This window comes from Mesorhizobium sp. WSM4846 (assembly GCF_055811415.1).
The window spans coordinates 92,516-117,600 of the sequence record NZ_JBVVPZ010000017.1 but is presented as its reverse complement, the minus strand read 5'-3'; the positions used below and the strand labels follow the sequence as shown (position 1 = coordinate 117,600).

Genomic DNA, 25,085 nt, shown 5'->3' with positions numbered 1-25,085 from the left:
ATGAAGGCATCAAGGCGGCCGTCACCAAGGTGCTGTGCGCGACATGGCAGCGCTGCCGGGTCCATTTCATGAGGAACGTGCTGGCGCATGCCGGCAAGAGCGGCCGCCGCGTCGCACGGCCTTCATCGCCACCGCCTTCGCCCAGGAGACGGCCGAGGCCGCCAGCACCCAATGGCGCGCCGTTGCCGACCAGATCCGGCCGAAGGTGCCCAAGCTCGCCACCATCATGGACGACGCCGAGCCGACGTGCTTGCCTACATGACCTTCCCCAAGGAGCACCGTGCCAAGCTGCATAGCACCAACCCGATCGAGCGCCTCAACGGCGAGATCAAGCGCAGGACCGAGGTCGTCGGCATCTTCCCCAATGACGATGCCATAGTCCGTCTCGTCGGCGCCCTCCTGCTCGAACAGAATGATGAATGGGCCGTGCAGCGGGCGCGCTACATGACCCTTGAGACCATCAGCCAGATGAGCGATGATCCGCTCATCAGCCTGCCGGCAGTGGCGCGCTGATCAGTCCGGCCCTTGCCGGAGAGCACGGCGACCAATGCCGTTACCTACACCACGCCATGGGGCACGATCTATCCGGGCTAGAGAGGTTGGTCATTTCACGGAACCGCAGAACCGCTCTATCTCTTTATTTTTTGACTGCAATTCGGACGGAAAACCGTTCGCACTTTTCCTGGAATTGCTCTGATTGCTGACTACCTTGGTCAGTCCAACAAAAGCACCACAGCGGGATGCAGCTTCTTCAGATTCGGCAATGATTTCGACTGCCAGGGTATGTCCGGCGTCTCACGCACGACGAGTCGAACATTGCTTGCGCATCTCAATGGTAAATTTCGTCAGCAGGTTGATGCCGTGCATCGCTTGAGGAAGGCCCTCGCTCTCCGTGCCCGATGCCTGATGCCTCCGGGTGCAATAGCCATCTCCATAGGCGGTGAGAATCCACGTCCCAAAGCCCATACAACTCGCAGTCTCAACAAGTGTCTCATGCTTCGTACTTGCAATGTACGGTGGACGCGACACGAAATATTCTGGTACATGAGGCGGCTGATCTTCCCCGCCCTGTTTTAAGCCCGCCCCAGTTCAACCATTCCCGATCCTGTACTCAGCTTCCGAGCGCTTTCAGCCAGTGTTCAAAGGAAGAGGCCTCCTCGTGTCCGGCATGCGAAACCGAGTGGGCGGGGCGCGGTAACACCACGGAGCTTCGGACTTCGCGGGGGCTGTAGCCGAATTCCTTGCTAAAAGCTCGGCTGAAATTAGCCGCTGAACTAAACCCGACGGCTTCGGCAATATTAACAATGCGCCGGCTGTCCGCCGGATTGCTAAGCGCAACATGGGCTGCCAGAAGTCGGCGACTTTGTATGTAGTGGAGAACACCACCGCTCGGTTCGAACAACTGATAAAGACGAGAGCGCGAGACGCCGAGCGCCCGGCACATTGAATCCGGCGTCAGATGAGCCGCATCCAGATTGTTGTGGACGTATCGACGGGCTCGCTCCATCAGCGCGACACTCACCAATTGTTCGGTGGCCGCGGCATGTTCTGCCGGGGGCGAGAGGCAGGCAATGATCATGCTGCGTGTTGCGTGCACGATGCGAGGCAGATCGTCAGCCGTGAGACTGCGCAATCTTGCTTCGATGTTCTTGAGGTAGTCGAGCAAAAGGTCGGCAAAGTTGCCGGACAGAATTGAATTATTCTTTGCGTCCAGAGTTGCCGCCGCATCGGCGAACAAATCACGCGGCAAATAGAGAAAGAGACTTTGGGATTCCGTTGCCCTCCCCCGAAACGGGTAGCCAAGCGATCTAATCTCCAATTTGCCCGGCTGGTTTTCCGCTACGCGGCGATCGACCTCCGTCCACGACCGGCCAGTATACGGCAAAGCGATATACCAGTGATCGATCGAGCTGGACCGAAGCTTCGCAGCAGAACGCATATAACTATGTGCCGGTGCGCGCTGTTGAACGATCAGCATGCCGCCGAGGTTCCAAGCCGTGTGGTCGGCGGGAAAGCCATCGTCGAGCGATTTGTCATCCGGCAACTTGATCTCGACAAGCGGAGCCATATGCGCCTGCCAAGCGACGAATTGATCCTCTGGCGCCAGTTCGAGCGTCGAAAAGGGCAAAGGTTCGAGCGCCGGCGCAAGTGACGGGGCAGCCTCATTGTAAGGTTGAGCTTCGCGCGGCCAACGACGTCGATCGCGCTCAAGCGCCTGCCTCGCAAGCGCCTTGTCCTGCCTCTTAGCGTCCATCGCGTAGTATCCGATTCCGGTATGCCCATCTCCACCTCAATCATGTGGTGTATCACAGGCATCTGGCAAGACTAGCGGAACGCGAGTCCACAGAGGGCTATCACGCTGGGTTACAGAAAGAAATGCATTCCGAGATAAGTTTCTGGATGCGGCGATAACGACACTCTTCAACCTGGTGCGTATAGAGTCTGGCACGGTGAAAGCGTAGTTGAGGAGGCAACGAAATGATCGCAAACCTCAAAACAGAAGCTCGTCGCAAGATAATTCTTTGATGGATATTTTAATAACGAATCTTTGAAAGATATTGCAGCCAAGGTCGGATGCTCACTGGCGAGTTTGAAAGTCACCGCCAGTAAACTCGGTTGCACACGAACTCCGAAAGAGGCGGCGGAATATCGGCGAGGATTTCATGTCCCAGAACAAGAACTGCGAGATTGCCGACAACTTATGATTGCTGGACAGTATAGAGCTCGCGAGTGCGCGCTGATTTTGGGACTATTGAAAGGCCAATCATCAGTCAGCGAGTAAACTTATTCCAATACACGCATCAGCGGTTCATCGGCAAAAAAAGCCCGCCGCAAACACGGGCAACCGGCCCTGAAAGGTTCGCAAAGATGCTGCGCCGGCGTTTCAATCGCACCTGCCTCAGCCCTCATGATCTGGCTATTTGCGAACGCGTGTTCAACAGGTTTGCGCAGATGAACACATGGACTCTTCAAGCCGGGATGCCGAGGCCTTAGCGGTGGCGATTGTCGCAATCTTCCGAAACATTACTACCAAGGAGCGCGAACTGCCGGATGAATTTAGGTCTCTTCGTCTCTCAAAGGGCGCAGAGAAGGCGCACTAGCTTGGCGGCTTTCCCTGACGAATCGTTCCAGTCCCGCTTTGGCACAGCCGGATTGGCATCTGCATCGCCCCATTGAGTCCCGACAGAGTGTAGCCACAGCGCTTGCGAAGGAGATGGAAATGGGTTTAGCCCAAGGCTTGTCTGATGTTGCGCTCACATTCGATTGTCCGGATTGCTCGCATCCGGCGGTAAGGAAGGGCTCTGCGCTAAGAACGATCGCGCACTTCAGATGCGACGGGTGCAACGCCAAGGTACGGATCACCTATCCGCAAAAGCTAGCGATCTTCGAAAAGTACAGGCTATTAGCCGCCCAAGGGGCATTGCGATAAGACGATCCGGAAACGCGTCGCCAATGGCGGTCACGTGGACCAGATGCAAGAGGTCGATGCCCTGGTGGGCCCCCGCTAAAGAAATAACGGCAGTAGCGCACGTTCCCGCAGCTGGACTCGGCTTTGACGAGCATGTTGTGCCGGGATCGCCTTGCCGAGCGTATCGATCGGATCATGCGCCATGGAGGATTCGCAGTATCGAGTCCCGGCTACGTCAACCGATTTGCGACTTCTCCCAAATTTCTCGTGAAGCGCTGGGGGATAACCGCACTGACCCCATTTGCGGGGGAACCGGTGTCCATTACACTTCCGTTAACAAATGGACGATTAGATCTGGTGGGGGTCACCGCGAAAAAGTTGCGTGAACGAGGAACCCATCAATGGCTGCGATTGCTCTTCCTGGCGATTGGACTGAACAGTACAAGGGATCGGAGCTGAACCTCTCCGGTTTCAAGCTCTCCTTTTCTGACGAGTTCAATACGATGGATGTCGTGCCGAACAACGGCACCGGCAAGTGGTTCGCGCCTGTGCACGCCCCCTATGGGGCCGCCACGTTCATGTCGCCGGTGGGGGCAACGAATCCGTTCTCCGTCTCTGACGGGAAGCTGACCATTACCATGAAGCAGGTGGACGGCGCCTGGCAGTCGGGAACGATGCAAACGGTTAACAGCGCCGGCCAGGGTTTCGCGCAAGAGTACGGGTACTTCGAGATGCGCGCAGCCTTTCACGGCGGGGCGGGAGCCTGGCCGGCTTTCTGGATGCTGTCGCCCGATCAGACTGTGCCACGCGTCGAGGTCGACATCGTTGAAGCGTATGGGGGCGATCCCGATGGTCATCACCAGGCGGTGCACTTGCGCAATAAGGAAAGCCACGCCTGGGAAAGCAACTATACGGGCCTCCCCGGTTCGATGTTCGACGGGGCGTTTCACACCTACGGCGCGAGGATCACGACGGACTGGATCACCGTGTACTATGACGGCAAGGAGCTGAGCCGCTTTCCAATGAGCGAGTCCTTCCGCACGCCGCTCTATATGCTGGCCTCGCTTGCCATGAATCCCCTTGAGGTCGAGCGGGCGTCCGGCACCTACAAGATGGTCATCGACTACGTGCGCGCCTATGCCGCGCCGGGCGTGATGGAGCAGCACCTGACCGGGACGGATGCGGCGGATATCCTGAACGGCGGCAGCTTTGATGACGTTCTGAGCGGCGGAGCCGGTGCTGACAAAATGTCCGGCGGTTTCGGCAACGATACCTACCGCGTCGACAACGCATTCGACGTAGTCATCGAGGCTGACGGCGCCGGCATCGATGTGGTCATCACGTCGATGACGTATTCGCTGTCCGGCCAGCAAATAGAGCAGCTCACACTCACCGGCGTTGCCGACATCGACGCGATGGGTAACGAACTCGACAACACGCTGGTCGGCAACGCTGGCAGCAACCTGCTCGACGGCGGAGTCGGAATCGACAAGATGGAGGGCGGCGCAGGCAACGATACCTACTATGTCGACAATGCGCTCGACCGCGTGGTCGAGGGCGATGCGGCGGGCAAAGATTGGGTGTTCAGCTCGAGCACCTATTCACTGCCATCCTATGTCGAAAATCTGACTCTCATCGGCCTTGCCGCTATCGATGGTCGCGGCAATTCTTCCGACAATGAGCTGACCGGGAACAATGGGAACAACACGCTGGTCGGCCTTGCCGGCAACGACACCATAAGGGGCGGGGCGGGTAGCGACCGGTTAGCGGGCTATGATGGCGCCGACCTTCTCGATGGAGGGACCGGGGCCGACCAGATGAATGGCGGAGCCGGCAACGATACCTATTATGTGGACAATGTGCTGGACAACGTCATCGACGAAGCGGGCCTCGACCAGATTTTCAGCTTGGTCACGTACTCACTGGCGGTCGATCGCCGGCTGGTAGAAAATCTGCGTCTGACCGGAAACGCCAACGTCGGAGCCACGGGAAATTCCCTCGACAATGTGCTCGACGGCAACGACAGCGACAACAAACTGGACGGCGGCCGAGGCAATGATACCGTGCTTGGGCGGGGTGGCAACGATGCACTAACGGGCGGCCTGGGCATTGACCGGCTTACTGGTGGCGCCGGCAACGATTTCTTCGTTTTCAGCGCGCCGCTCTCAGTGGCCAACCGCGACATCATCACGGATTTCAACCATACGGCCGATACATTCAGGCTCCAGAATTCGATAATGCAGGGGCTTGGAGCCACCGGAGCCCTCGAGCCAGGGTACTTCTTCGCTGGGACTAGCGCGCACGACGCCGACGACCACATCGTCTATGACAAGGTTACGGGTGCGTTGTTTTACGATTCCAACGGAAACGTCGCAGGCGGCGTGACACAGCTCGCGACGCTGACGAACAGGCCGACGCTGCTGGCCGACGATTTTTTCGTGATCTGATCCGACACCTACAGCGGTGCGCGTGAAAAAGAGATCAAGCGCACCGTTGTAACTTCTTGTTCACGCATCGCTTTGTTCGAAAAACCGGTGACTTCTTTTTCGAGCGATGCTCTAAATTATGTTGCTAGGCGATACGTATCAAATCTCTATCTGACGACGTCCCTCAGGTCTGCCGCAACGTTTCAAAAATTCGATGACGAACCATCATGTAGAGTGAGTGCGCCGGCCGGCGTGATCGTGAGATCCTCGCTTACTCGAACATGATCCGAGAGGTTCCTCTTTCTGCGATCGACATTCTCCGAGCTTCTTGGATCCGCTCGGCCTGTTGTTTGGTATAGGGACCCATCGGCCGGGTCTTTTCATGGCCGCGGCGAACTCGACAGTACCAGTGGCCGCTGTCAGAGAAGATCTCAACCGAGGTCGGTGCATCGTTGGCCGCCGCCTTGGCGACCTCGCTGATGAATTTCACGACCTTTGAATGGTGCCGGGCGGGTGCAACCGTGCGCAAACCACTGGTGACGATAAGTTCCTGCTGCACTGGGGACATGGTCGAACTCCTGTCGGTCATTTGCTTGCGCTCCCTCCCACCGGCGCTGCGCAGCATTCAGCGCAGAGCTGGGTGGATAATCTCGAAGCCTATTGCTCTGACTAGCTATCTAGCAAACGAAATTGATTGACATTTAAACGCAATTTTTATGCTATATGTTTTATGGACATTGAACTCGCCCGGACTTTCATCGAGATTGTTTCGACAGGGAGTTTCATTCGGGCATCGGAGCGCTTGAATGTCGCCCAGACGACCGTAAGCGCACGGATTCGCAACCTCGAGCAGCAATTGGGCCGCGCGCTTTTTGTTCGCCACAAAGGCGGAGCTTCTCTCACCCCGGCCGGTGAGCAATTTCTGCGCCACGCCCCGATGTTCGTCCAACTATGGCAACGCACCCTTCACCAGGTTGCCGTGCCCCCGGGACGTCGAGCTGTTCTGACGGTCGGCAGCGAAGTCAGCCTAGCGCAACCTCTTCTGCTCGATTGGGTCCGATGGATGCGCGGGTCGCTTCAGGACATTGCACTTCGAGTACACGTCGATGTACCGAAGGATTTGATCAATCAGGTCGCGTCAGGAATGGTCGACTTGGCTATCATGTACGCGCCCCCCCACAGACCGGGTTTGAAGATCGATCTGCTTCTGGAGGAAAAACTCGTCCTCGTGACGACCAATTCCGAAGCGCGCCTCCTGGACGAATCCGACTATGTTTATATGGATTGGGGGCCGGATTTTGAACTTCACCACGGGATGAATTTCCCGAGTGCTGCGCCGGATCTTTCTTTCGATCTCGGTCCGCTCGCACTGAGCTATGTTCTTGCGACTGGCGGCTCCGGATATTTCAGGATGAGTTCTGTGCGGCCTCACATGGAGGCCGGCCGGCTGCACCTTGTGCCTGAAATGCCGCAGTTCTCCTATCCGGTTTACGCGGTGCAATCCGCAAGTGCGGACGAGAGCGTGGTAGGTCCTGCCCTGGCAGGATTGCATTCCGTCGCGAGCGCCGACATCAAATTGTAGGAGTTGTTGGGCGTCTAAAGGTCCGCTTGGATTGACGGGAACAGAAGGTCGACCGTTGTTCCAATCCCTCGCTCACTCTTTATCCGGATCCGACCACCAACCATTTGCGCCAATGCCTGCACTTGCAACATCCCTATCCCGGTGCCCTTCTCACCCTTCGTCGTGAAGAAAGGATCAAACACCTTTCGCAAGACTTCCGGAGCCATGCCGCAACCATCGTCCTTGACGCGAACGCATGCGTAGGTTTCGGGCCCGGGCAGGTCAGGCGTCGGGGCCGTCTGCACCAATCGCTCAGTGGTGACGCGGATCTCCCCGCCACTTGGCATCGCATCTCGTGCGTTCATTACGAGATTAAGCACTGCAGAGTCGAACAGCGCTGGGTCGATCAAGCAGTTCGGGATATCGGAACCAAGCTCCAGCTTGACGCGGACATCGGGGCCTGCGCCATATCTCAGGAAAGGCTCAAAAGACCTGAGGAATTCATTCAAATTGCCAGCGTGGATTTCGAGTTCCTGATGTTTTGCGAAGGCCAGTACCAGTGACGTCAGTTCGATACCTCGATCGATTCCCTGCCGCGCTGCAGCAATGTAGGTCCTCACGCTTTCGGGCTCCTCGGCTCTTATTTCGGCAAGCCTCAGGCCGGATCCGATGACTGCCAGGAGGTTTCTGAAATCATGGGCAATACCGCCAGTCATCTCGCCTAAGGCGGCAAGCCGATGTGTGGCACGGTCACGTTGTTGGGCTGCGGCCCGAGCACCGAGAGGCATATCTACCTGACGCTCGTCGCGCTTCGCTCGTGTTTCATTATCGTATGGAAACGCGCTGCCGGTCATGATGGTCGCCCCTATCGATCATTGACGACAAACAGGAACTCGGGCTCCCATTCGCATCGTCGTTTGGGTTCTCCTGTTGCTGGTGTCACGCATCCTGCACGCATGCCTAGGCGCGCCGCACGATCCCTTTCGTCATGATGTCTTCGACCATCGGAAAGGCCTTGACGGCCTCTTCCGGTAGGTCTCCCTTCGCTCCGGTTAGCTTCGTCCAGTCATGCGCCTCGGGCTCGCCGACGACGATACGACCGACCATTCCAGCATGCTCATGCGGAATGCAGTAATAATCATAGACCCCCTGCTCGGTGAAAGTAACCGAAAAGCTTTCGTCGGGCAGTAGATAGTCAGAATCCCAAGATTTTGCCGCTTTGGGCATGCGGAGCGGCCGCTCGAAGTTTGTGGGATTGTATGCCGTCGTCGTGTGCGAATTGCCGGGATTGAGATTGGTCCAGCGGATCGTCTGTCCTGGTTTGATCAGAATGCCTATCGGGTCGAACCAGACGTGTGAACCGTCGTCGCGCCCTTGCATCTTGACTTCGATCATCTCGCCACCCAACACGGCCAGAGAAGAGAGGGAAAGGGCGGCGGCGAGCCCGCCGCCAGCGCCCAGTATCTCACGACGCGTCAGTGTCATTTGGCGACCTGTGCCTCGTCAGCCGCCGAAACATGCCACAGCACGACATGGACATGCGGCTCTTCTACCCCCGGATGGCCGGCAGTGTAGTAGACGTCCACATGGTCGACATTGCCGCCGGGTGAAGCGAGGTCGTCAAAACGCTTGTCCGGATTGAGGTCTTTGATCGGCAGCATGTAAATCGTGCTGACAAGCTCGCCATCGTGGTCATAGGCAAGGAATGGTCCGGCAGGCAATGTCGTCGGATCGACGAAAAGTTGGCCCATGCCCGGCAGGAAGTCGGGCAGTTTCACAAGCTTGCTGACCTGTTCGTAAGGAGCGGCTGGCGGAGCTTTGGTGACCTCATTCGCCGCCATGGCGCAAAGCGAACTGCCCACTGTCAAGGCAACTGCGAGGACGAGTTTTTTCATCACGGCATCTCCTGGTTGAGATAAAAATTGCGACGGCTGAAGATCTGGAAGTCCGTCTAAAAATTCGATTTTCACTTTCTGACACGGCATGTTCGCGCCCAGCTAGCAAGCAGGAGACTGTTCTGTTCGTCAAACGAAAATAACTGGCATTTAAAAGCATTATTTCTGTTAGTCAGGCCCGTACCTGTTTTGCTTGATTTTCAAAATATCTTCCACTACCTCTGAATTGCTATGGATATTTTCAGCCTAAATTTCGGGCGGGAGCCTAAACGCCTCAAAACGGGCCATTAGCCCGGACGCGAGAGAGTTCGCGTCCGGGACAGCCAGCCTCATCCCCACTCCTTCAGTCCACTGAGAACTCTGTCCTGCTTGACCAGTGCGGCTGAACGCTCATTTGCGATCGCGTCTGGATCGACGCGGAGGTTGACCCTGATGATCTCCCCCATCCTGTCAGAAGAAGACATTTCGCTTGATCTTGTGACGAAGGGAAAGCAATCAGCCTTGTCAAGAATTGCGATCAGGATTGCTCGGAGAAATGGGCTTGACGAGCCGATGGTTATCCGTGGTCTTTTCGACCGTGAGTGTCTCGGCTCGACGGGCATCGGTCGTGGCGTCGCGATCCCCCACGCTCTGCTCGGTATGATCTCTTCGCCTGCCGCGTCTTTGACACGTTTGGCTCAGCCTATCGATTTCGACGGCCCGGACGACGATCCCGTCGACCTCATTTACACTATACTTTGGCCGGCCTCTGCCACGTCCGCCTTCCTCCCTGCCCTTTCCCAAATATGCCGGCTGCTTCGGGCATCTCAGGTTCGGGCGCGACTCCGACAGGCACGGACATCCGATGAGGCGTTGGCGATTCTGGAAGCTAAGCCGGTTCCGGCAATTTCCACCAATTTGCATACTTGCTGCTTCGAGCCTGGCGTTCTGGTGTCCAGGCACCTGAGCAATGCCTAGTCAGATGGCCCTGCTCGACCAGCGCCTTCAGATGGTCCTTGATCGTGTTGCGGCTCGCGCCGCTGACCCTCGCGGTCTCGGCCACCGTAGCCCGGCCATGCTCACTCGCCAGTTCGAGGATCGGGACCGATGACTCCGGCAGCGCAGCGAGAATGACCTGCTCGCGCTCCATCTTCTTCTCGAGGTGCTGTTTTTGGCTCTGCAAGGACCTGCAGGAAGAACTCCAGCCATGGGTTCCAGTCCGGCGCATCCATCCGGATCGTCCCCTGCGTCCGCCGAAGCGACAGGTAATAACTTCGTTGTTCTGCTCGATCACGCTCTCCAGCGAGCTTGTAGGGCACGTAGGCATAGCCCGCGCGCAGCAGCAGCAGCGTCGTCAGGTGATGCCGCCATGGCCGTTTGTCCACCTGTTTCCATCCAATTGTCGTTCTGCGCAACACTCCTAACAGAGGATGGCCGGAAGGGGCCGTAGCGTAATCCAAGCGCACCTCCGCGCACATCGCTGGCAAGCATCGCACATCGCGGAATCGCCAGATATACAGTAAGCGTTTGTTATCATTGAGCTTTGTGAGTTGTGGCCTTTCTGTTCCAAACTCCGTTTCTAACCTCCACAAACGATGAAGCTCGGCCATCGTGCCGCGCTGCTCAGTCTCCTTTGACACGCGCGGTGAACGGCGAGCGACCGCACCCCTAAAGTTTGGAAAGACTGCTCCAGAACAAAGACTGCTCCAGATTGGTATCGAGTTCGTGGCGTCGCCGTGGTTCCGCGCAGTTGCGGGTTGCGCCGACGCATCTTGCACGGCAAGCTGCCTCGAAGCACTCCAGCGATCGCACGTGGCCGCTCCAATGAGGCTGTTCTGGATCTTCAGGTTCTGGCGTTCCTTCTCAGCCGCTGGCCTGCTGATCGGAACACTGTTCTTTGCGGCCTCGCTCACCCCTACGCTGCTTCCACGCACGTTTGTGACGCAAGGCGTTCTATCCGGATGTTCTTTCGCGGCCGGATATGGGCTTGGCGTGTTCGGGCGCTGGCTGGCCGACTACCTGGAGTTGCCCAAGCCCACGGGCCGCATCTTGCGGGCCATCAAACTCGTCGCTGCGGCCACGTGCATCCTGGTTGCCGTCGCGTTTCTCTGGCAGGCTTCGGAATGGCAAAATTCGATCCGGCAGCTCATGAGGCTCTCGCCGGTAGACACTGCGCACCCCCTGAAGGTCGGTCTGATCGCGTTGCTGACCTTCGTGCTCTTGATCCTCTTGGCGCGATTGTTTCAGGTCACGTTCCTGTTCATCTCGCGAATGCTTGGCCGGATCATGCCGAAACGCGTGTCATACGTGATCGGCATTGCCGCTGCGGCTGGGTTATTCTGGACGGTGGCCAACGGCGTTTTCTTCAGGTTTGCGCTCCATGCCGCGGATTCGTCGTTTCAAGCATTCGATGAACTGATCGAGCCCGAGACCCAACAGCCGGCCGACCCCAGCAAGACCGGAAGCGATACCTCGCTGATCGAGTGGGACGAACTAGGAAGGGCGGGACGGGAGTTCATCGCGACTGGACCGACGAGCAAGGATCTAGGCTCGTTCCTGGGGATGGATGCGCGTGAGCCGATCCGCGTCTATGTCGGATTGCGGTCTGCGGAGACAGCCGAGGAGCGCGCAAAGCTTGCCCTCGAGGAGCTCAAGCGCGTCGGCGGATTCGATCGCTCGGTGCTGATCGTGGTGATGCCGACAGGCACCGGTTGGATAGACCCTGCTGCAATGGACACCGTCGAATATCTCCACGGCGACGACATCGCGAGCGTCGCCATGCAGTATTCGTATCTCACAAGCTGGCTGTCTCTCCTGGTCGAGCCCGGCTATGGCGCCGAGGGAGCTCGCGCCATGTTTGCGGAAGTCTACGCGTATTGGACCACGCTTCCCAAGGAAAGGCGCCCCAGGCTCTATTTGCATGGGCTGAGCCTTGGCGCCTTGAGCTCCGAGCAATCAGCCGAGTTGTTCGAAGTGATCGGCGACCCGTATCAGGGGGCACTTTGGAGCGGCCCGCCATTTCCGAGCAGGATCTGGCGTTCCGTCACCGACGACCGCGAGCGAGGATCGCCAGCCTGGCTGCCACGCTTCAGGGACGGGTCGTATGTGCGGTTCACGAGCCAGGAGAACGGCCTGGCGATCCCGGACGCACATTGGGGACCGATGCGGATCGTCTATCTTCAATATGCGAGCGACCCGGTGACGTTCTTCGACTACCGGTCCCTGTACCGACAGCCGGAATGGTTGGCGGGACCGCGCGGTTCCGACGTGTCTCCCGAGCTCAAATGGTATCCGGTCGTGACGCTTCTCCAGCTCACCGTCGACATGGCGATGGCCACAACGGCCCCGATGGGGTACGGGCATGTCTATGCGCCGGAGCATTACATCGATGCCTGGATCGAAGTGACTGACGTTCGGGGATGGACCGCGGAGCAGATCAACCGGCTGAAGCTGGAATTTTTGCGACGGCGGTGAAGGGGCGCGGCTGGCGAAGGCCAGCGCCTGGACGTATGCCGTTCACGACCATCCCGGGCGTTGAAGGCGGTGAGGCCTCACGGCACGGCAGCGAAAAACAAGAACACTGCGAAGATGACCAAGTGTACTATGCCCTGAAGCACTGTGGTCCGGCCGGTACCAAAGTGATCACGCTGACGATAAGCGTCAGAAACCAGCAGGACCTGGTGCCGATCGACTCGAAAATAACCCGGCTTTTGATCCATTTCTCTCAGTCGCCCACGACCTGCCACGTATCGTCCGGATTGAAGCGGTCGATGTATTTGACGATCTGCTCGGTGGTTGGCCCGAGATCGGCCTCGTAGACGACGCCGTGCTGGTTGACGGCGAAGGTTTTTGCGCCTGTCTCGCCATATTTGGCCGGCCAGGCGATGAGGCCGAAACCGGCGATCATGTTGCCGTTGATCACGTAGTCGTAGGCGCCGCCAGCGATATGATCGCCCTGGCCGGTCAGGATGTTGTATTTGTAGCCGAAATAACCTTCGCCCTTGGCCGCGTCCTGAAGTTCGGCCTGATCGATATTGCCGCCGGCCGGACTCTCACCGTTGATATCGTCGGTCGGCCAGTAGAGCCCGTCGGTCATGCCTTCAGTACTGATAAGCTTCTGCGCATACTCCTCCACGCCGTCCTCGTCGCGGTCCTGAGCCGCATAGTCCTCCTGCGCATCGACATAGGCGCGCATCGTCTCGATCGCGGTGAGCTCGTTCTCGCCGACATACCGGTTTACGATCTCTTCGAGCCCGGCATAGGTGTCGAAAGCCCACTTGCCGTCCTCGCCCTTGACGAGCGGAAACGGCAGCGGCCACAGCTTGTCGCCGATCTGCAGCGTGCGGCGGTCGCCCTCGCCATCGAGGACAAGCTGCTTGGCCACACCCTCCTTGATCGCCGCCAGCGTCTCCTCCGCGTTCTCGTCGGCCTTCAGCTTCTCCGCATCGAGGCCGAGAAGGGCCGCAACCGCACCGTTGCCGGCGTCGTTCAGCGCCTTCTTGAACGCCTCGACAGCTGCTTCCGGCGTGTCGAAGACCGGCGGCTCGGCAGCGGCCATGAAGGCGGTGATCTCCGGCGCCTCCGGCGCATCCTGTGCGGCGGCTGGCTGGGAGACGGCGATGCCGGCTGCAAGTGCCAGGGTGCAGACAGAGTGGAGAAGGCTTGTATGAAAAACTCCCGTGTGACGGGTGGTGCTGAACATCTGTGTCATGGTCCTGTCCTCCCGTACCGTTAACGCCGGCGTGCGCCGCCACCGCGCTTGATCTGCTTGTGGCTGCCGCCACGGCTGCCGCCACCCATCGATTGGTGGCCGCGGTTGGAGCTGACCTTGGTCACCTTTCCGCGATCAACGTTGCCAAGCCCCGAAGGCTTCTTCGGCCGGTTGTCGACCCTTGCCGCCGGTTTCGGCTTGCCGGCCGGGCGGTTGACCTTTGCCGGCTTCGCCGCCGGGCGATTGGCGGTAGGCCTGTCCGCAGGTTTCTGGATGTTGGCGGGCTTGGCGGGGCGGGTGACGTTGGCGGGCTTCGCCTTCAGCCCGTCCAGCGTGCTCTTGCGGATGTCTCTCGTTGCGGCCGTCTTGCCCGGCATCCTGTCTGCGAGCTTGTCGTTCTTCTTGATGTCGCGGGCGCGGTTGCGGATGGCGTTATCGCTATTCTTCTCGATCCGGTTCTTGATGTTGGTCTGGTCGAACTTGTTGAACTGGTTGCGGTCGATGTTGATCTTGCTGCGATCGATGTTCTTCCAGTCGACGTCGTTGATGTTGATCTTGCCGTTGAAATCGCGGTTGTTGAAGCAGTTGTTGCAGTCGATATTGATGTCGTTGCCGTTCCAGCGACCGCCCCATACGCCCCAGTCGTTCCAGTCGACGGCGGCGGCCCAGATGGCGCCGGTCACCGCCCCGGCGAAGAAGGTCGCTCCGGGATACCAGTAATAGGGATAGGGGTCGGGATAATAGCGGATCGGCTCCCACACATAGTTGGGCTCATAAAACATCTGCGGCGGATATTGCGGGACGTAGATCACTTCGGGGCTCGCCGATTTGATGACGATGTTGTCGTTCTCCTTGACCACCTGGATCTTGTCGTCGGTCTTGATGACGCCCTTGGCGACCGCCTCGTCGCGCAGCTGCTGGATGGCAACCAGCACGTCCTTCTGCTGGTAGGCGATGGCGTCGCCGAGCATCTGCGTCCATTCGAGGTCGTCGCTCATCATCTCGACGATGTCCGGATAGTTGAGCAGCGACACCACCGAGCCGTCCCAGCTGTCCTTCGGCTTCAGGCCCTTGTCCTTCTCGTAGCGGTCGAGGAAGCGCGCCGCCTCGACGATCTCTAGCGGATAGAGCGCTGCTGCCGTGATCACCGCGATCAGCTCGTCCGGATAGAGCGCGATGCGTGCCACAAGCACCTCCATCTCGTCGGCGCTCAACGGCTCCGGCGAGGCCGCCGCATCGGTGGATGCGTCAGCCGCCGCGACCTGTTCTTGTGCAAGGACAGGATGCGCCGAACCAAACCCGGCAAGCAGCAGCGCCAGCGCCGCAGCGCCGATCTTCAACAAGTCATTGCCCGTCATGCTCGATCCTCCCTGTCGGTCTCTGTCCGGGCAGCCTTTGCGCCGAAAGGCCGGCACCAACGAGGACGCCTGTCCGCAGGCTGAAACGATGCGCCAATAGACCCTGCTGCACCAGCGACTCTATGTAATTTACGTCGAACGCGAGCAGCCAAATGCGGGCGACCGCACAATTGGCGGTGAGCGGAAAACTGCATCTCGCCGGTGCCTACTCTGGATCCAATGCTCGACATATCGTGCCGATAAGAGATGTCCCGCAGAATACTCGGAGCGTCGAGAAGGCTGGTTCGAAGCCGCCTCAAGCGTCTGGTCGAGACCGCCCGTGTGCTCCCGGCGGGATAAGTCGCCACACCGCATAGGGCTTGTAAAACGGATCGAGATGGATGTGCTGAATTTTGCCGTGCCAAGTGAAGCGGCGGCCGGTGACCATGTCCTCCACTTCGATCGAGGCGACTCTACAACCTTAAGAGCCAGGCCTCTACTTTCCCTTTGCCCTGGACTTCTATAGCGCCGCGCGGCTCGAAAACGAACTGGTCCTTAAGCCGCTCGTAGACGGCCCGCGTCACCTGAACCGCGTCGGGAATGCTACCTGATTCCATGCGGCTCGCGAGATTCACCGTGTCACCCCACAGGTCGTAGATGTACTTGCTCTTGCCGATGACGCCGGCCACCACCGGCCCGCTGTTGACGCCAACCCTGAGCTTCATCGGGACGTTGTGCTCCATGGCGTGCTCGCGGGTAATGTGGACCATGCGGATGGCCATGCGCACCATGCGCTCGGCGTGGTTTGCGACCGGCACGGGCAGGCCGCACACCGCCATATAGGCATCGCCCACAGTCTTGATCTTCTCGATGCCGAGATCGTTGGCCGCGGTATCGAAGCGCGTGAACAGCCCGTTGAGAAACGTCACGACCTCCTGCGGCGGCATCTCCGATGTGAGAGCGGTGAAACCGACAAGATCGGCGAAGGCCACCGTGACCTCCGCGAAGCCGTCGGCGATCTTGTCCTCGCCGCCCCGCAGCCGGTTGGCGATCGGCGCCGGCAGGACGTTCAGCAGCAGATCCTCATTCTCGCGGTTTTTGTTCTCGATGACGACATTCTTTTCACGCAGTTCCTCGACCATTCCGTTGAAAGCTGCGCACAGCTGGCCGATCTCGTCGCGCGTGCGCACTGGCACGCTGGCCCCGTAGTCGCCGGCAGCGAAGCGTTTTACTCCGGCAGTGAGCTCGCGCAGCGGTCCGAGCAGCGCGCGCGACAGCCACGCGGCGGTGGCGGCCACCACCAGCAGCGCCAGTCCCCCTACGAGCAGCAGATCCTGGCGGAGCCGGGCGATCGGCGCGAAGGCCTCGGCGCTGTCGATCTTGGCGACGAGGGCCCACTTGACGCCGGGAATCGCCAGCGGCCCCCACGAAGCGAGCGTCGGGACGCCACGGTATCCGATGATCTCGCCGGTACCCTCGACACCGGCCAGTGCCGCCTGGGTGGCCTTGGTGTCGATGCGCTGATGCAGCACCGGAGTCCCGTAACGCTGAATGGCGTCGAGCTGCTCGTCGTCGGCGCCGACGGACTTTAGTTCGGCGAAGTAGCCGTCTCGATTCTCGTAAAACGCCCGCGGGCCGGAGCGCACCAGATAATCGGGACCGACGAGATAGGCCTCACCCGTGTCGCCGAATCCTTCCTGCCGCCAGCGGCGACCGCCGGTCACGACGTCGTCGATCTCCTCGTTCGACAATTGCGCGATCAGCACGCCGATGACGATCCCCTGGTCGATCACCGGTGCTCCCATGAAGGCAATCGGCGCGCCGCCAGAGGGCGCATAAGGAGCGAAATCCTCGAGACAGACGGCCGATCGGTCGGCGCTCTCCGCGCAGCGGGCGACGACGGCGGCGGCGTTGGAGCGGCGGTACGGACCGAACTGGAAGGACGTGGTGAAGTCGACCTCCTTCTGGACGGTGTAGATCAGGCGACCGGATTTGGGATCGGCGATCATGAAATCGAAAAAGCCGACGGTCGTAGCCGCGGCGCGCATCAATGGATGATAAACGGCGTGCAGCCTGCTGTAGTCGCTCCTGTCGCCGGCGTCGTCCAGAAGCTTGCGCCGTTCCGCCGGGTTCGGATTTTCCACAATGTAGTGATACTGCAGATGGTAGGGGGCGCCACCGACCGGCAGGTAGTCCGACAGGGCTGGTTCCCTGCCCAGGATACGCGTCATCTGGGGGATGAAGTTCGCGGCGTACCAATCGCCGACCTTCTTCTGCAGTTCGGGCGGCACGCCCGCCCGGTCAAGTTGGTCGACTGCAATCCGGAACTCGCGCGTCGCATCGACCACCATCTTGGAGGTGGCGAGCAGGCGCAGATCGGCCTGTATCGTACGGAAGTAGGTTTCAACCTGGCGCGTCTTGGTCTGGCGGGCGGCCGTGAGCTGGTCGAAGACTGCCTTTTCGAGAGCATTCTGTGCGCGGAAGTAACCGAGCACCCCGGTCACCAGCACCGCGATAGCGCCGAGCAGGACGAGGGTTGTAAACAGCTTCGCCGCCAAGCCCCAGCGCGCGGGTCGAAACGATCCAGCCGCCTCCATAGAAGACATCAATTAACCCGCTAACCCGCTGCGGCAGAAATGACATCTGCAGCGCGAACAGGGAATGTGAGCATGGCGCGGCAAGCAAAATAAAGAACAAGGCGCTTCAGGTCAGATCGCATTGGAGACCTCTTCTGCCACAGCACAGCGTTTTACCGATCGACTCGAAAATAATCCGTTTCTCGATACATTGATATTAGCGTTGGCAGATGGAACGCGGTTTTCCTCAATCGGCCACCACTTCCCAGGTGTCACCGGGATTGAAGCGGTCGATATGTTTTACGATCGCCTCGGGTAGCCGGGCCCAGATCGGTCTCGTGCCGGGTCTTTTTAGCAGTATTTGTCACGTTCTGCGTGCAATGCAGCGGAACCCCAGATGGCACGTCGACGTGTCGATCGGCTGCGCCATTCGGGCGGCCGGGCGGTAGCGCCGGCAATAGTTGGGCGCGCAAAGATGCGAGCCGCCTTTCATCACCTTGCGCGGTATCCTGATCTGCGGCTGCCGTGGATCGAGGCTGTCGTCCCGTTTGGCACCGCGGGGGTTGTCAACCGTGCAGCACGGGCTGTCGATCTTGCCGTGTTCCTGGTACCAGTCCGTGGTCCACTGCCAGACATTGCCAGCCATGTCGTAGAGGCCGTAGCCGTTGGCGGCAAAGGAGCCGACGGGTGACGTCCCCTCGTAGCCGTCCTCGCAGAGATTCTGCCATGGGAACTCGCCTTGCCAGGTATTGGCCATGTGTCGGCCAGCGGGCGCCATTTCACCGCCCCAGACAAATTCGGCCGCGTCGAGCCCGCCACGCGCCGCGAATTCCCACTCGGCCTCGGTGGGCAATTGCTTGCCCGCCCACGATGCGTAGGCTTCGGCATCCTCAAAGTTCACATGCACGACCGGATGGTCGGCCAGCCGCTTGATCGAACTCGCCGGCCCGCGCGGATGGCGCCAATTGGCGCCGCGCACATAGACCCACCAATTGTAGTGGTCGCGAAGATCGACACGCTGTTTGGCCTTGCTGAACACCACGGACGATGGCGCCAGCATGTCCGGCTTCGCTCCGGGATAATCGTCGGGATTTACGGGACGTTCGGCCGAGGTGACGTAACCAGTTGCGTCGACGAAGCGAGCGAACTCGCGGTTGGTGACGGTGCAAACGTCCATCCAGAAGCCGCCCACTGTCACCCTATGCGCGGGCGCCTCCTCGGGATAGTGCTTGTCCGATCCCATGAGGAATGTACCGCCGGGAATCCAGACCATGTTCAGGAATGGCTCTTCGACCTGTGTAGATTGAGCCTGGCGTTCCACAACTTGACTCATCGTCTTGCTCCGAATCCTTACTTCTCGAAGGCGAACACCCGGTTCCAATCCTTCTTCATATCGACAACCGTCCAGCCAGAATCGGCTGCAGCGTCGAGACCCTTGTCCAGACGGCCGATGCTTGACTGCCGGTCGTAGGCCCATTCCCGCTCACCGTCGGTGTGGTGCACGTAAAGGCAGAAGTGCGGCCCAGTTCCCGAGCATGTCCATTGCAGCATCTGCAAGTCGCCGTCCGAATTGCCGAACGCCGCGATTGGCCGGCGACCGATGTGCTGGTGGATGCCGACAGGCTTTCCCGCCTTGTCGTCAATGAAGTTGATTTCCGGCAACCGCATCAGCACCGGCGTTCCGTCGCGCATCTCGAACTTGGTCTTGCCACTGCTGCCGACGACCTGCTCGGGCGGTATGCCATAGACCTTCTCCGTCCATGGACGCATGAAATCGATGCCGCCGCCGGAGACGATGAAAGTCTTGAAACCGTTGGCGCGAAGATAGGCGAACAGCTCCAGCATCGGCTGGTAGACCATCTCGGTGTAGAGCCGGCCAGTCTTCGGGTGTTTGGCGGTGGTAATCCATTCGCGAACGATCTGGTCGAATTCCACCGTTGTCATACCTGAGTGCGTGGTCATGACGATGTCCATGATCGCTGGCTCGCCACCGGAAAGCGCAGTCTTGATGTCCCCTTTCAGCAATGAGGCGAATGGTTCTTTGTCCTTCCACTCCGGATGCTGCGGCGCCATTGCCTTGACCCGATCGACTGCGAACAGGAGCTGGAAGTACAGCGGCTGCTCGCCCCACAGCGTGCCGTCATTGTCGAAGACGGCGACACGCTCTGCTTCGGGCACGAAGTCTGCCGCGCCTTCCGCAGTTACACGTTCGACGAAGGCGACGATGGCTTGCTTGGCCTGGACATCATTCCAGGAAGGCAGCTGATCGGCGCCCTGCGCAGTGCCAGAGCCTGCGACCCCCAATAACAGGAGGATGGACAACAGGTAGCGCTTCGCGGCGCAAGCAAGATTGGTCATGGGTTGATGTCTCCTGTAGGTCAGCGCCCATCGGGAGCGCCATCATCAAACAGCGTTACCGGGAAAGGTGATCGCTCGGGTTCGTTGGGCCTGACTCTTTCGCGGTAGCTGCCAAAACGGCTGACTGAGGTTCGTCGAACAGCAGCGTCCAAAGCCTGCCTTCTCCAAGCGCAACGTCGACTTCCCTGGACGCCAGATAGGGGATCAATATCAGCAGCATGATCAGGCTTGTCCCGAGCGTCTGCGGCAGCTTGTCTCCTCCGAATTCAGCGAGGGAGGCAGCGCTCGTTCGCCCGTGAACCAGCCCGACGATGACTTCCTCAATGACCGAGAGGACGAGAAGCAGGATCAGGTATAACAGGGCCTTGTAGGCTATGACGTAGACCATCCTGCTTCGACGCCGGTCGCCCAATCGGATCATGTGCCCGAGCATTATGAACTTCGCCAGGATCAGTGCCTTGATGGCCGCAAGGCCTGATGGCAGATAGCTGATGCCCTCCTCGCCAAGGATCGCCGCCTTGTAGAGAATGAGCGCACCAAAGCAGACGAATAGATACAAGGACAGGATCGCGTACTCGCGCAGCTCGTTCTTTGCCCTCTGAGCTATGGTCTCGGTCGAAGGATTGTTGTTCGCGACTGCCATTGATCTGCTTCCGAGTTGGCTTGGAGGCCGCGCCTGCCGATAGTGCGAGCGCGGCCCATTCAGAGCGAAGACTCAGTTTCTGCCACCCTCCTGCAGTTTCGCCAGGACCTGGTCGAGCGCGAAGCTGCCGGGCCTCTGCCGCGGCGGGAACTCGACATAGGTCTGCAGGTGTTTGGCGACATAAGCCTGCGCCGGCACGAGCGCGAAGGCGTGCTCGACACGCCATCTGTCGTATTCCCCGGCGTCCGTCTGCGCCCGTTCGAAGGGGTCACCCTTGATGTCGAAGAGCTTCGGGAACCGCAGCGGAATCAGCGGGTTCTCCCACACGGCAAGCCCCTCCTCGCGCTGCTCGAGGAAGACCATCTTCCAGCGTTCGTAACGCAAGCCGGCGAGATTGCCGTCATCGGTCCAGTAGAAGTATTCGTGGCGCTTGCCTTCGCCTTCGCCGGCCAACACGTCGCGTTGGTTGTAGCCATCGAGATGCACCTTGAAGCTCTTGCCGGCGGCTTCGTATCCCCTCAACAGCTTAGACGTCACGTCAGGTTCGCCTGCGGCGGCGACCAGCGTCGGCACGAAGTCTTCATGTGACGTTATGTGATTGATTTCGGTTCCGGGCTTGATGACGCCGGGCCAGCGCATCATGCACGGCACGCGGTAGCCACCTTCCCAGTTTGTGTTCTTCTCGCCTTTGAAGGGCGTGGTGCCGCCGTCCGGCCACGAGAAAACCTCCGCACCGTTGTCGGTCGTCCAAAGGACGATGGTGTTGTCGGCGATGCCGAGGTCATCGAGCTTTGTCAGAAGCTGGCCGACCATGCCGTCCATCTCCACCATGGCGTCCGCATAGATGCCCAAGCCGGTCTTGCCCTTCGAGGCCTCCTTGAGAAACGTGTAGATGTGGGTCCGGGTCGAATTGAACCAGCAGAAGAACGGCTTCCCGTCGGCGTTCGAGCGGTCGATGAAGTTGAGCGCGCTGCCGAGGAACTCTTCGTCTACGGTTTCCATGCGCTTCTTCGTCAGCGGACCGGTGTCCTCGATCTCCTGTTTGCCCACCCGCCCGAAGCGCGGATCTTCGGTAGGATCGTCGGTTGCACTGGCCTTGCATTTCATCACGCCGCGTGGACCGAACTTTGCCTTGAACTCGGGGTTCTTCGGGTAGTCGGGATGCTCAGGCTCGTCCTCGGCATTGAGGTGATAGAGATTGCCAAAAAACTCATCGAAGCCGTGAACGGTGGGCAGATGCTCGTTGCGGTCGCCGAGATGGTTCTTGCCGAATTGCCCGGTAACATAGCCCTGCGGCTTGAGCAGTTCCGCAAGTGTCGGGTCCTTCTCCGACAGCCCTTCCTTGGCACCCGGCAGGCCTACCTTCAGCAGGCCGGTGCGGAAGCAGGATTGGCCGGTAATGAATGCGGCGCGCCCGGCTGTGCAGGACTGTTGGGCGTAGTGGTCGGTGAAGATCGCCCCCTCGCTGGCGATACGATCGATGTTCGGCGTGCGATAGCCCATCATGCCCCGGTTGTAGGCGCTGAGGTTCCAATAACCGACGTCATCGCCGAAAATGACGAGGATGTTGGGTTTTGCACCGGCTGCTTGAGCTTTCGCGCTCGTGGCTATTCCGGATGCGACAGCTGAAATGGCGAGCACAGATCCTCCGGTCAGCAAAATGTCGCGCCGGTTCGGTTGTCGGTCTGGATTCGCCTGCTTGTCACTCATCTGACGTCCTCCTTTGATTGTACCGCTTTTCCAAGATGACCCGAGTTTTCGGTTCCCTGGGATGCTCCGCGTTCTATCGACGAGACGAAACTGGTGGCAGGACGCCTCAGCTATGCCTTCGACAAAATCGTCCTTCGTGAGGTTTGCCTATTGCCGCTCGGGGCGGAAGGTAATTAACGGTAACCTACTGGCAGAATCCGCTCGGTTGCATCGAAAGCGGAGCTATCCAGGATACTGTCTAGCTCGACGGGACAAATGACCGTAGGGAGATCCAATTCCCGGCGCCGATATATCGCGCAATAGCCTTGGGTTGGATCGGGAAGACATTGCGGGTTCTTTGGGGACCGCTGCCACAAGCGTGTCAATCCTCGGCCATCGGCGGATACAGCTTCACCAAGCAACAGTCCGACTACGTAACTTACATAGTGATACTGGCACCATCAAAAAGACTATGCGCATTCTAGCGCATAAGGGATGGCGCGCTATGGCATCAAACGGCAAAACTCCTGGCAGGGAGCAGTGATATTCGGCGGCAAGCGACGCCTGCCGCATGCCGAATTTGCGACCCGCAAATGAGACGTTCCGCGACAGTAGGGTATGGTCCGTCGACACCGACTTCTCCTTCAACGCCGGCCTTCTCGACGGTGTCTCGCGAAGCGACGGCGCAACCTGGGTGGATGCCATGGCCGATCTTCGCGGAACTATCCGGTCACGCCCAAGGTCTATCTGACCGGTGGGGCTCGTCGGCGCCGGCGAAGCCGACATCGACTGGGATGTCGCCGGGGCGATCGGCTATCGTTTCAACGACCGCATCTTATCGGGTAACCGGGCACTGGGCGTCGACTACAGCAACGACGGCGGTTTCCTCTTCGATGTCGTGCAGCAAGGTCCAATTCTGGGACTCGTGGTCCGGTTTTAGCGGCACAAAGAGTCCGATGGATTTTGACTGCGCCCCTAGCTTGCAGCCACTCTCCCCGGAGATGTAGCATGCCGCCAGAACAGTTGCCCATAAAAGGGCGGGGTATTCAAAACTCGAGGCGCTCATGACGAACAAGCTACGGCTCGGGTTCTTGCCAGTTATCGTCGTGCTCTTGCTGGCGGTCTTGCAGGGAACTTCGCTAGCTCAACAGCCCTCCCCCGACCTACCGCCCGAAAAGGCAAAGCAGTTCCTCGAGCTTTTGTCCGATCCGCAACTAAAGGCATGGCTCGAGGCAAAGATTCCAGCGGCCACGAACGAGCCCGGCCCGTCCATTTCCGAGGACATCTTGAGGCTGGAGGGGGGTATTCGTGCCCGTATCGATGCGCTCGTCGCCGCGATCCCGCGCCTGCCGGAAGAACTGTCGCGCGCCGCCGACATTGTCTCGCGTGACGTGAACTCCGGCAGGCCGGGGCTGGTCATGGGCATCCTGGCGGTCTTGATCGCAGTCGGTTTCGGAGCCGAGTGGGCGGTCCGACGAGCGCTCGCCAGGACGAGGAGCGCGGTTGCTCAGGAAGACGCCGGACAAGCGATCCTCTTCGAGACTGTCGCCCTGCTGACCTTTGCGCTCGCCAGCGCCGGTTCCTTCTTGGCACTCGGATGGCCACCCTTGCTCCGCAGGACCATTCTGACCCTGCTTCTTGCGTTCATCGCGTTCCGTATCGTTCGCGCGGCAGCCCGATTGCTGTTTGCGTTCGGCGGGGCGACGAGCGACCCCTCGGACAGGCCGACTCGGCTTTTCGAAAGCGAGGCTTCGACCCGTTTCTGGCGGTGGCGAGTCAGCCTTGTGGCCGGGTTCCTGTTGTTCGGCTGGGCGATCGCCAGCCTCATGCCTGGCCTGGGCTTCTCTCCAGAGGTTGCAGGGCTCGCCGCCTTCCTGTTCGGGCTTGGTATTCTGGCGACCGCAATTGACGTCGTCTGGCACCGGCCCGACGGGCGAGGCTCTCTGGTCAAGCAATCGTTTCTCACCTTGTTCCTGATCGTGCTCTGGGTGGCTTGGGTCGCCGGCCTGCTCGGCGTCCTGTGGCTTGGGATTTTCGCCCTGGTGCTGCCGACAGCCTTGCGCGGCGTCGGCGCCGCGGCACAGGCCTTCGCCGGCAGGTCGAAGCGCAGCGGCGCGATGGGCGTCGTACTCAACGTGCTCATTGTCAGGGGCGCCAGGGCGGCGGTCATTGCCGCGGCGGTGGCGTGGCTCGCCTATATCTGGCGGATCAGGGCCGCGAGCCTCGCCGGCAGCGAAACCGGCGGCTTCCTGATAACCGGGCTGCTCAACGGCATCATCATTTTGCTCATCGCCGACCTGCTCTGGCAACTGTCGAAGGCCTTGATCGAATATCGCATGAACCTCGCGCCGGCGGATGCGAGCAGCGCCGACCAGCTGGCCCGCAGCGGCCGGCTGCGCACGCTGTTGCCGATATTCCGCAACGCCCTTGCCTTGTTCATAGCCGCGGTCACCGTGCTAACGATCCTCGCCGGGCTCGGCGTGAAGATACTCCCGCTGATT

At 59.6% G+C, this 25,085-nt stretch carries 18 protein-coding genes and 4 pseudogenes; 7 read left to right on the top strand and 15 right to left on the bottom strand.

Annotation, left to right across the window (positions count from 1 at the left end; all coding sequences use genetic code 11):
* A pseudogene (locus AC0L15_RS16580) lies at positions 1 to 513 on the top strand (transposase); the annotation flags it as partial.
* A gap of 200 nt (positions 514 to 713) precedes the next feature.
* Here AC0L15_RS16580 and AC0L15_RS16575 read toward each other — a convergent pair.
* Positions 714 to 861, bottom strand: a pseudogene (locus AC0L15_RS16575) (slr1659 superfamily regulator); the annotation flags it as partial.
* 250 nt (positions 862 to 1,111) lie between these two features.
* Entirely contained in the window at positions 1,112 to 2,254 is a 1,143-nt protein-coding gene (locus tag AC0L15_RS16570; protein WP_287067145.1) for a helix-turn-helix domain-containing protein, read from the bottom strand.
* A 1,556-nt stretch (positions 2,255 to 3,810) separates the two neighbouring features.
* Between AC0L15_RS16570 and AC0L15_RS16565 the strand changes: the two genes are divergently transcribed.
* Complete coding sequence (locus tag AC0L15_RS16565; protein WP_287248818.1) at positions 3,811 to 5,856, top strand: family 16 glycosylhydrolase; 2,046 nt, start codon at positions 3,811 to 3,813, stop codon at positions 5,854 to 5,856.
* Between the two features lie 250 nt (positions 5,857 to 6,106).
* On the opposite strand, the gene AC0L15_RS16560 is transcribed toward AC0L15_RS16565, so the two are convergent.
* The gene (locus AC0L15_RS16560; RefSeq protein ID WP_287320897.1) at positions 6,107 to 6,403 is read right to left on the bottom strand and encodes a hypothetical protein; all 297 of its coding nucleotides are present in this window, start codon (positions 6,401 to 6,403) and stop codon (positions 6,107 to 6,109) included.
* Positions 6,404 to 6,565: 162 nt separating this feature from the next.
* Here AC0L15_RS16560 and AC0L15_RS16555 point away from each other — a divergent pair, with 162 nt between their 5' ends.
* On the top strand, positions 6,566 to 7,417 hold the full coding sequence (locus AC0L15_RS16555) for a LysR family transcriptional regulator (protein WP_027153958.1): 852 nt from the start codon (positions 6,566 to 6,568) through the stop codon (positions 7,415 to 7,417).
* A 14-nt stretch (positions 7,418 to 7,431) separates the two neighbouring features.
* On the opposite strand, the gene AC0L15_RS16550 is transcribed toward AC0L15_RS16555, so the two are convergent.
* From AC0L15_RS16550 to AC0L15_RS16540, 3 genes are all read right to left on the bottom strand, one after another.
* On the bottom strand, positions 7,432 to 8,250 hold the full coding sequence (locus AC0L15_RS16550) for an ATP-binding protein (RefSeq protein ID WP_287248816.1): 819 nt from the start codon (positions 8,248 to 8,250) through the stop codon (positions 7,432 to 7,434).
* 106 nt (positions 8,251 to 8,356) lie between these two features.
* Positions 8,357 to 8,881 (bottom strand): plastocyanin/azurin family copper-binding protein, encoded by a 525-nt coding sequence (locus AC0L15_RS16545; protein ID WP_287067154.1) that lies wholly within the window; start codon positions 8,879 to 8,881, stop codon positions 8,357 to 8,359.
* Positions 8,878 to 9,291, bottom strand: coding sequence for a DUF5602 domain-containing protein (locus AC0L15_RS16540; protein ID WP_287248827.1), 414 nt, complete (start codon positions 9,289 to 9,291; stop codon positions 8,878 to 8,880). The genes AC0L15_RS16545 and AC0L15_RS16540 overlap by 4 nt, the downstream gene beginning before the upstream one ends.
* A gap of 432 nt (positions 9,292 to 9,723) precedes the next feature.
* Here AC0L15_RS16540 and AC0L15_RS16535 point away from each other — a divergent pair, with 432 nt between their 5' ends.
* The gene (locus AC0L15_RS16535) at positions 9,724 to 10,248 is read left to right on the top strand and encodes a PTS sugar transporter subunit IIA (RefSeq protein WP_287248815.1); all 525 of its coding nucleotides are present in this window, start codon (positions 9,724 to 9,726) and stop codon (positions 10,246 to 10,248) included.
* Here the strand turns inward: AC0L15_RS16535 and AC0L15_RS16530 are convergent.
* Positions 10,160 to 10,564: a winged helix-turn-helix transcriptional regulator gene (locus AC0L15_RS16530; protein WP_473496580.1), complete on the bottom strand. Its 405-nt coding sequence runs from the start codon at positions 10,562 to 10,564 to the stop codon at positions 10,160 to 10,162. The genes AC0L15_RS16535 and AC0L15_RS16530 overlap by 89 nt on opposite strands.
* Positions 10,565 to 11,094: 530 nt before the next feature.
* Here AC0L15_RS16530 and AC0L15_RS16525 point away from each other — a divergent pair.
* Entirely contained in the window at positions 11,095 to 12,744 is a 1,650-nt protein-coding gene (locus tag AC0L15_RS16525; RefSeq protein WP_287248813.1) for an alpha/beta hydrolase, read from the top strand.
* A 77-nt stretch (positions 12,745 to 12,821) separates the two neighbouring features.
* Here the strand turns inward: AC0L15_RS16525 and AC0L15_RS16520 are convergent.
* From AC0L15_RS16520 to AC0L15_RS16485, 8 genes and pseudogenes are all read right to left on the bottom strand, one after another.
* A pseudogene (locus AC0L15_RS16520) lies at positions 12,822 to 12,934 on the bottom strand (ionic transporter y4hA); the annotation flags it as partial.
* 60 nt (positions 12,935 to 12,994) lie between these two features.
* Complete coding sequence (locus AC0L15_RS16515; protein WP_287248812.1) at positions 12,995 to 13,981, bottom strand: DUF2950 domain-containing protein; 987 nt, start codon at positions 13,979 to 13,981, stop codon at positions 12,995 to 12,997.
* A gap of 20 nt (positions 13,982 to 14,001) precedes the next feature.
* Positions 14,002 to 15,339, bottom strand: a complete 1,338-nt coding sequence (locus AC0L15_RS16510; RefSeq protein WP_473496579.1) for a DUF3300 domain-containing protein — start codon at positions 15,337 to 15,339, stop codon at positions 14,002 to 14,004.
* A gap of 452 nt (positions 15,340 to 15,791) precedes the next feature.
* Positions 15,792 to 17,876 (bottom strand): adenylate/guanylate cyclase domain-containing protein, encoded by a 2,085-nt coding sequence (locus tag AC0L15_RS16505; protein WP_473496578.1) that lies wholly within the window; start codon positions 17,874 to 17,876, stop codon positions 15,792 to 15,794.
* 382 nt (positions 17,877 to 18,258) lie between these two features.
* Positions 18,259 to 19,227, bottom strand: a complete 969-nt coding sequence (locus AC0L15_RS16500) for a formylglycine-generating enzyme family protein (RefSeq protein ID WP_287248807.1) — start codon at positions 19,225 to 19,227, stop codon at positions 18,259 to 18,261.
* A gap of 17 nt (positions 19,228 to 19,244) precedes the next feature.
* Positions 19,245 to 20,252, bottom strand: coding sequence for an HAD family hydrolase (locus AC0L15_RS16495; protein ID WP_287248806.1), 1,008 nt, complete (start codon positions 20,250 to 20,252; stop codon positions 19,245 to 19,247).
* Between the two features lie 55 nt (positions 20,253 to 20,307).
* On the bottom strand, positions 20,308 to 20,895 hold the full coding sequence (locus tag AC0L15_RS16490; protein WP_287248804.1) for a hypothetical protein: 588 nt from the start codon (positions 20,893 to 20,895) through the stop codon (positions 20,308 to 20,310).
* A gap of 72 nt (positions 20,896 to 20,967) precedes the next feature.
* Positions 20,968 to 22,605: an arylsulfatase gene (locus tag AC0L15_RS16485; RefSeq protein ID WP_287248802.1), complete on the bottom strand. Its 1,638-nt coding sequence runs from the start codon at positions 22,603 to 22,605 to the stop codon at positions 20,968 to 20,970.
* 592 nt (positions 22,606 to 23,197) lie between these two features.
* Between AC0L15_RS16485 and AC0L15_RS16480 the strand changes: the two are divergent.
* Together AC0L15_RS16480 and AC0L15_RS16475 are read left to right on the top strand one after the other, a co-directional pair.
* Positions 23,198 to 23,524 (top strand): annotated as a pseudogene (locus AC0L15_RS16480) (hypothetical protein); the annotation flags it as partial.
* A 124-nt stretch (positions 23,525 to 23,648) separates the two neighbouring features.
* Positions 23,649 to 25,085: mechanosensitive ion channel family protein (locus AC0L15_RS16475; protein WP_473496577.1), on the top strand; the 1,437-nt coding region annotated here is incomplete at its 3' end.

Excerpts from the sequence above, each read along its gene's own strand:
- AC0L15_RS16570 (WP_287067145.1), bottom strand. The coding sequence starts at position 2,254 with ATGGACGCTAAGAGGCAGGACAAGGCGCTTGCGAGGCAGGCGCTTGAG.
- AC0L15_RS16510 (WP_473496579.1), bottom strand. The coding sequence starts at position 15,339 with ATGACGGGCAATGACTTGTTGAAGATCGGCGCTGCGGCGCTGGCGCTG.
- AC0L15_RS16565 (WP_287248818.1), top strand. The coding sequence starts at position 3,811 with ATGGCTGCGATTGCTCTTCCTGGCGATTGGACTGAACAGTACAAGGGA.
- AC0L15_RS16500 (WP_287248807.1), bottom strand. The coding sequence starts at position 19,227 with ATGAGTCAAGTTGTGGAACGCCAGGCTCAATCTACACAGGTCGAAGAG.
- AC0L15_RS16495 (WP_287248806.1), bottom strand. The coding sequence starts at position 20,252 with ATGACCAATCTTGCTTGCGCCGCGAAGCGCTACCTGTTGTCCATCCTC.
- AC0L15_RS16555 (WP_027153958.1), top strand. The coding sequence starts at position 6,566 with ATGGACATTGAACTCGCCCGGACTTTCATCGAGATTGTTTCGACAGGG.
- AC0L15_RS16490 (WP_287248804.1), bottom strand. The coding sequence starts at position 20,895 with ATGGCAGTCGCGAACAACAATCCTTCGACCGAGACCATAGCTCAGAGG.
- AC0L15_RS16535 (WP_287248815.1), top strand. The coding sequence starts at position 9,724 with ATGATCTCCCCCATCCTGTCAGAAGAAGACATTTCGCTTGATCTTGTG.
- AC0L15_RS16525 (WP_287248813.1), top strand. The coding sequence starts at position 11,095 with ATGAGGCTGTTCTGGATCTTCAGGTTCTGGCGTTCCTTCTCAGCCGCT.
- AC0L15_RS16515 (WP_287248812.1), bottom strand. The coding sequence starts at position 13,981 with ATGACACAGATGTTCAGCACCACCCGTCACACGGGAGTTTTTCATACA.
- AC0L15_RS16540 (WP_287248827.1), bottom strand. The coding sequence starts at position 9,291 with ATGAAAAAACTCGTCCTCGCAGTTGCCTTGACAGTGGGCAGTTCGCTT.
- AC0L15_RS16545 (WP_287067154.1), bottom strand. The coding sequence starts at position 8,881 with ATGACACTGACGCGTCGTGAGATACTGGGCGCTGGCGGCGGGCTCGCC.
- AC0L15_RS16485 (WP_287248802.1), bottom strand. The coding sequence starts at position 22,605 with ATGAGTGACAAGCAGGCGAATCCAGACCGACAACCGAACCGGCGCGAC.
- AC0L15_RS16550 (WP_287248816.1), bottom strand. The coding sequence starts at position 8,250 with ATGACCGGCAGCGCGTTTCCATACGATAATGAAACACGAGCGAAGCGC.
- AC0L15_RS16560 (WP_287320897.1), bottom strand. The coding sequence starts at position 6,403 with ATGTCCCCAGTGCAGCAGGAACTTATCGTCACCAGTGGTTTGCGCACG.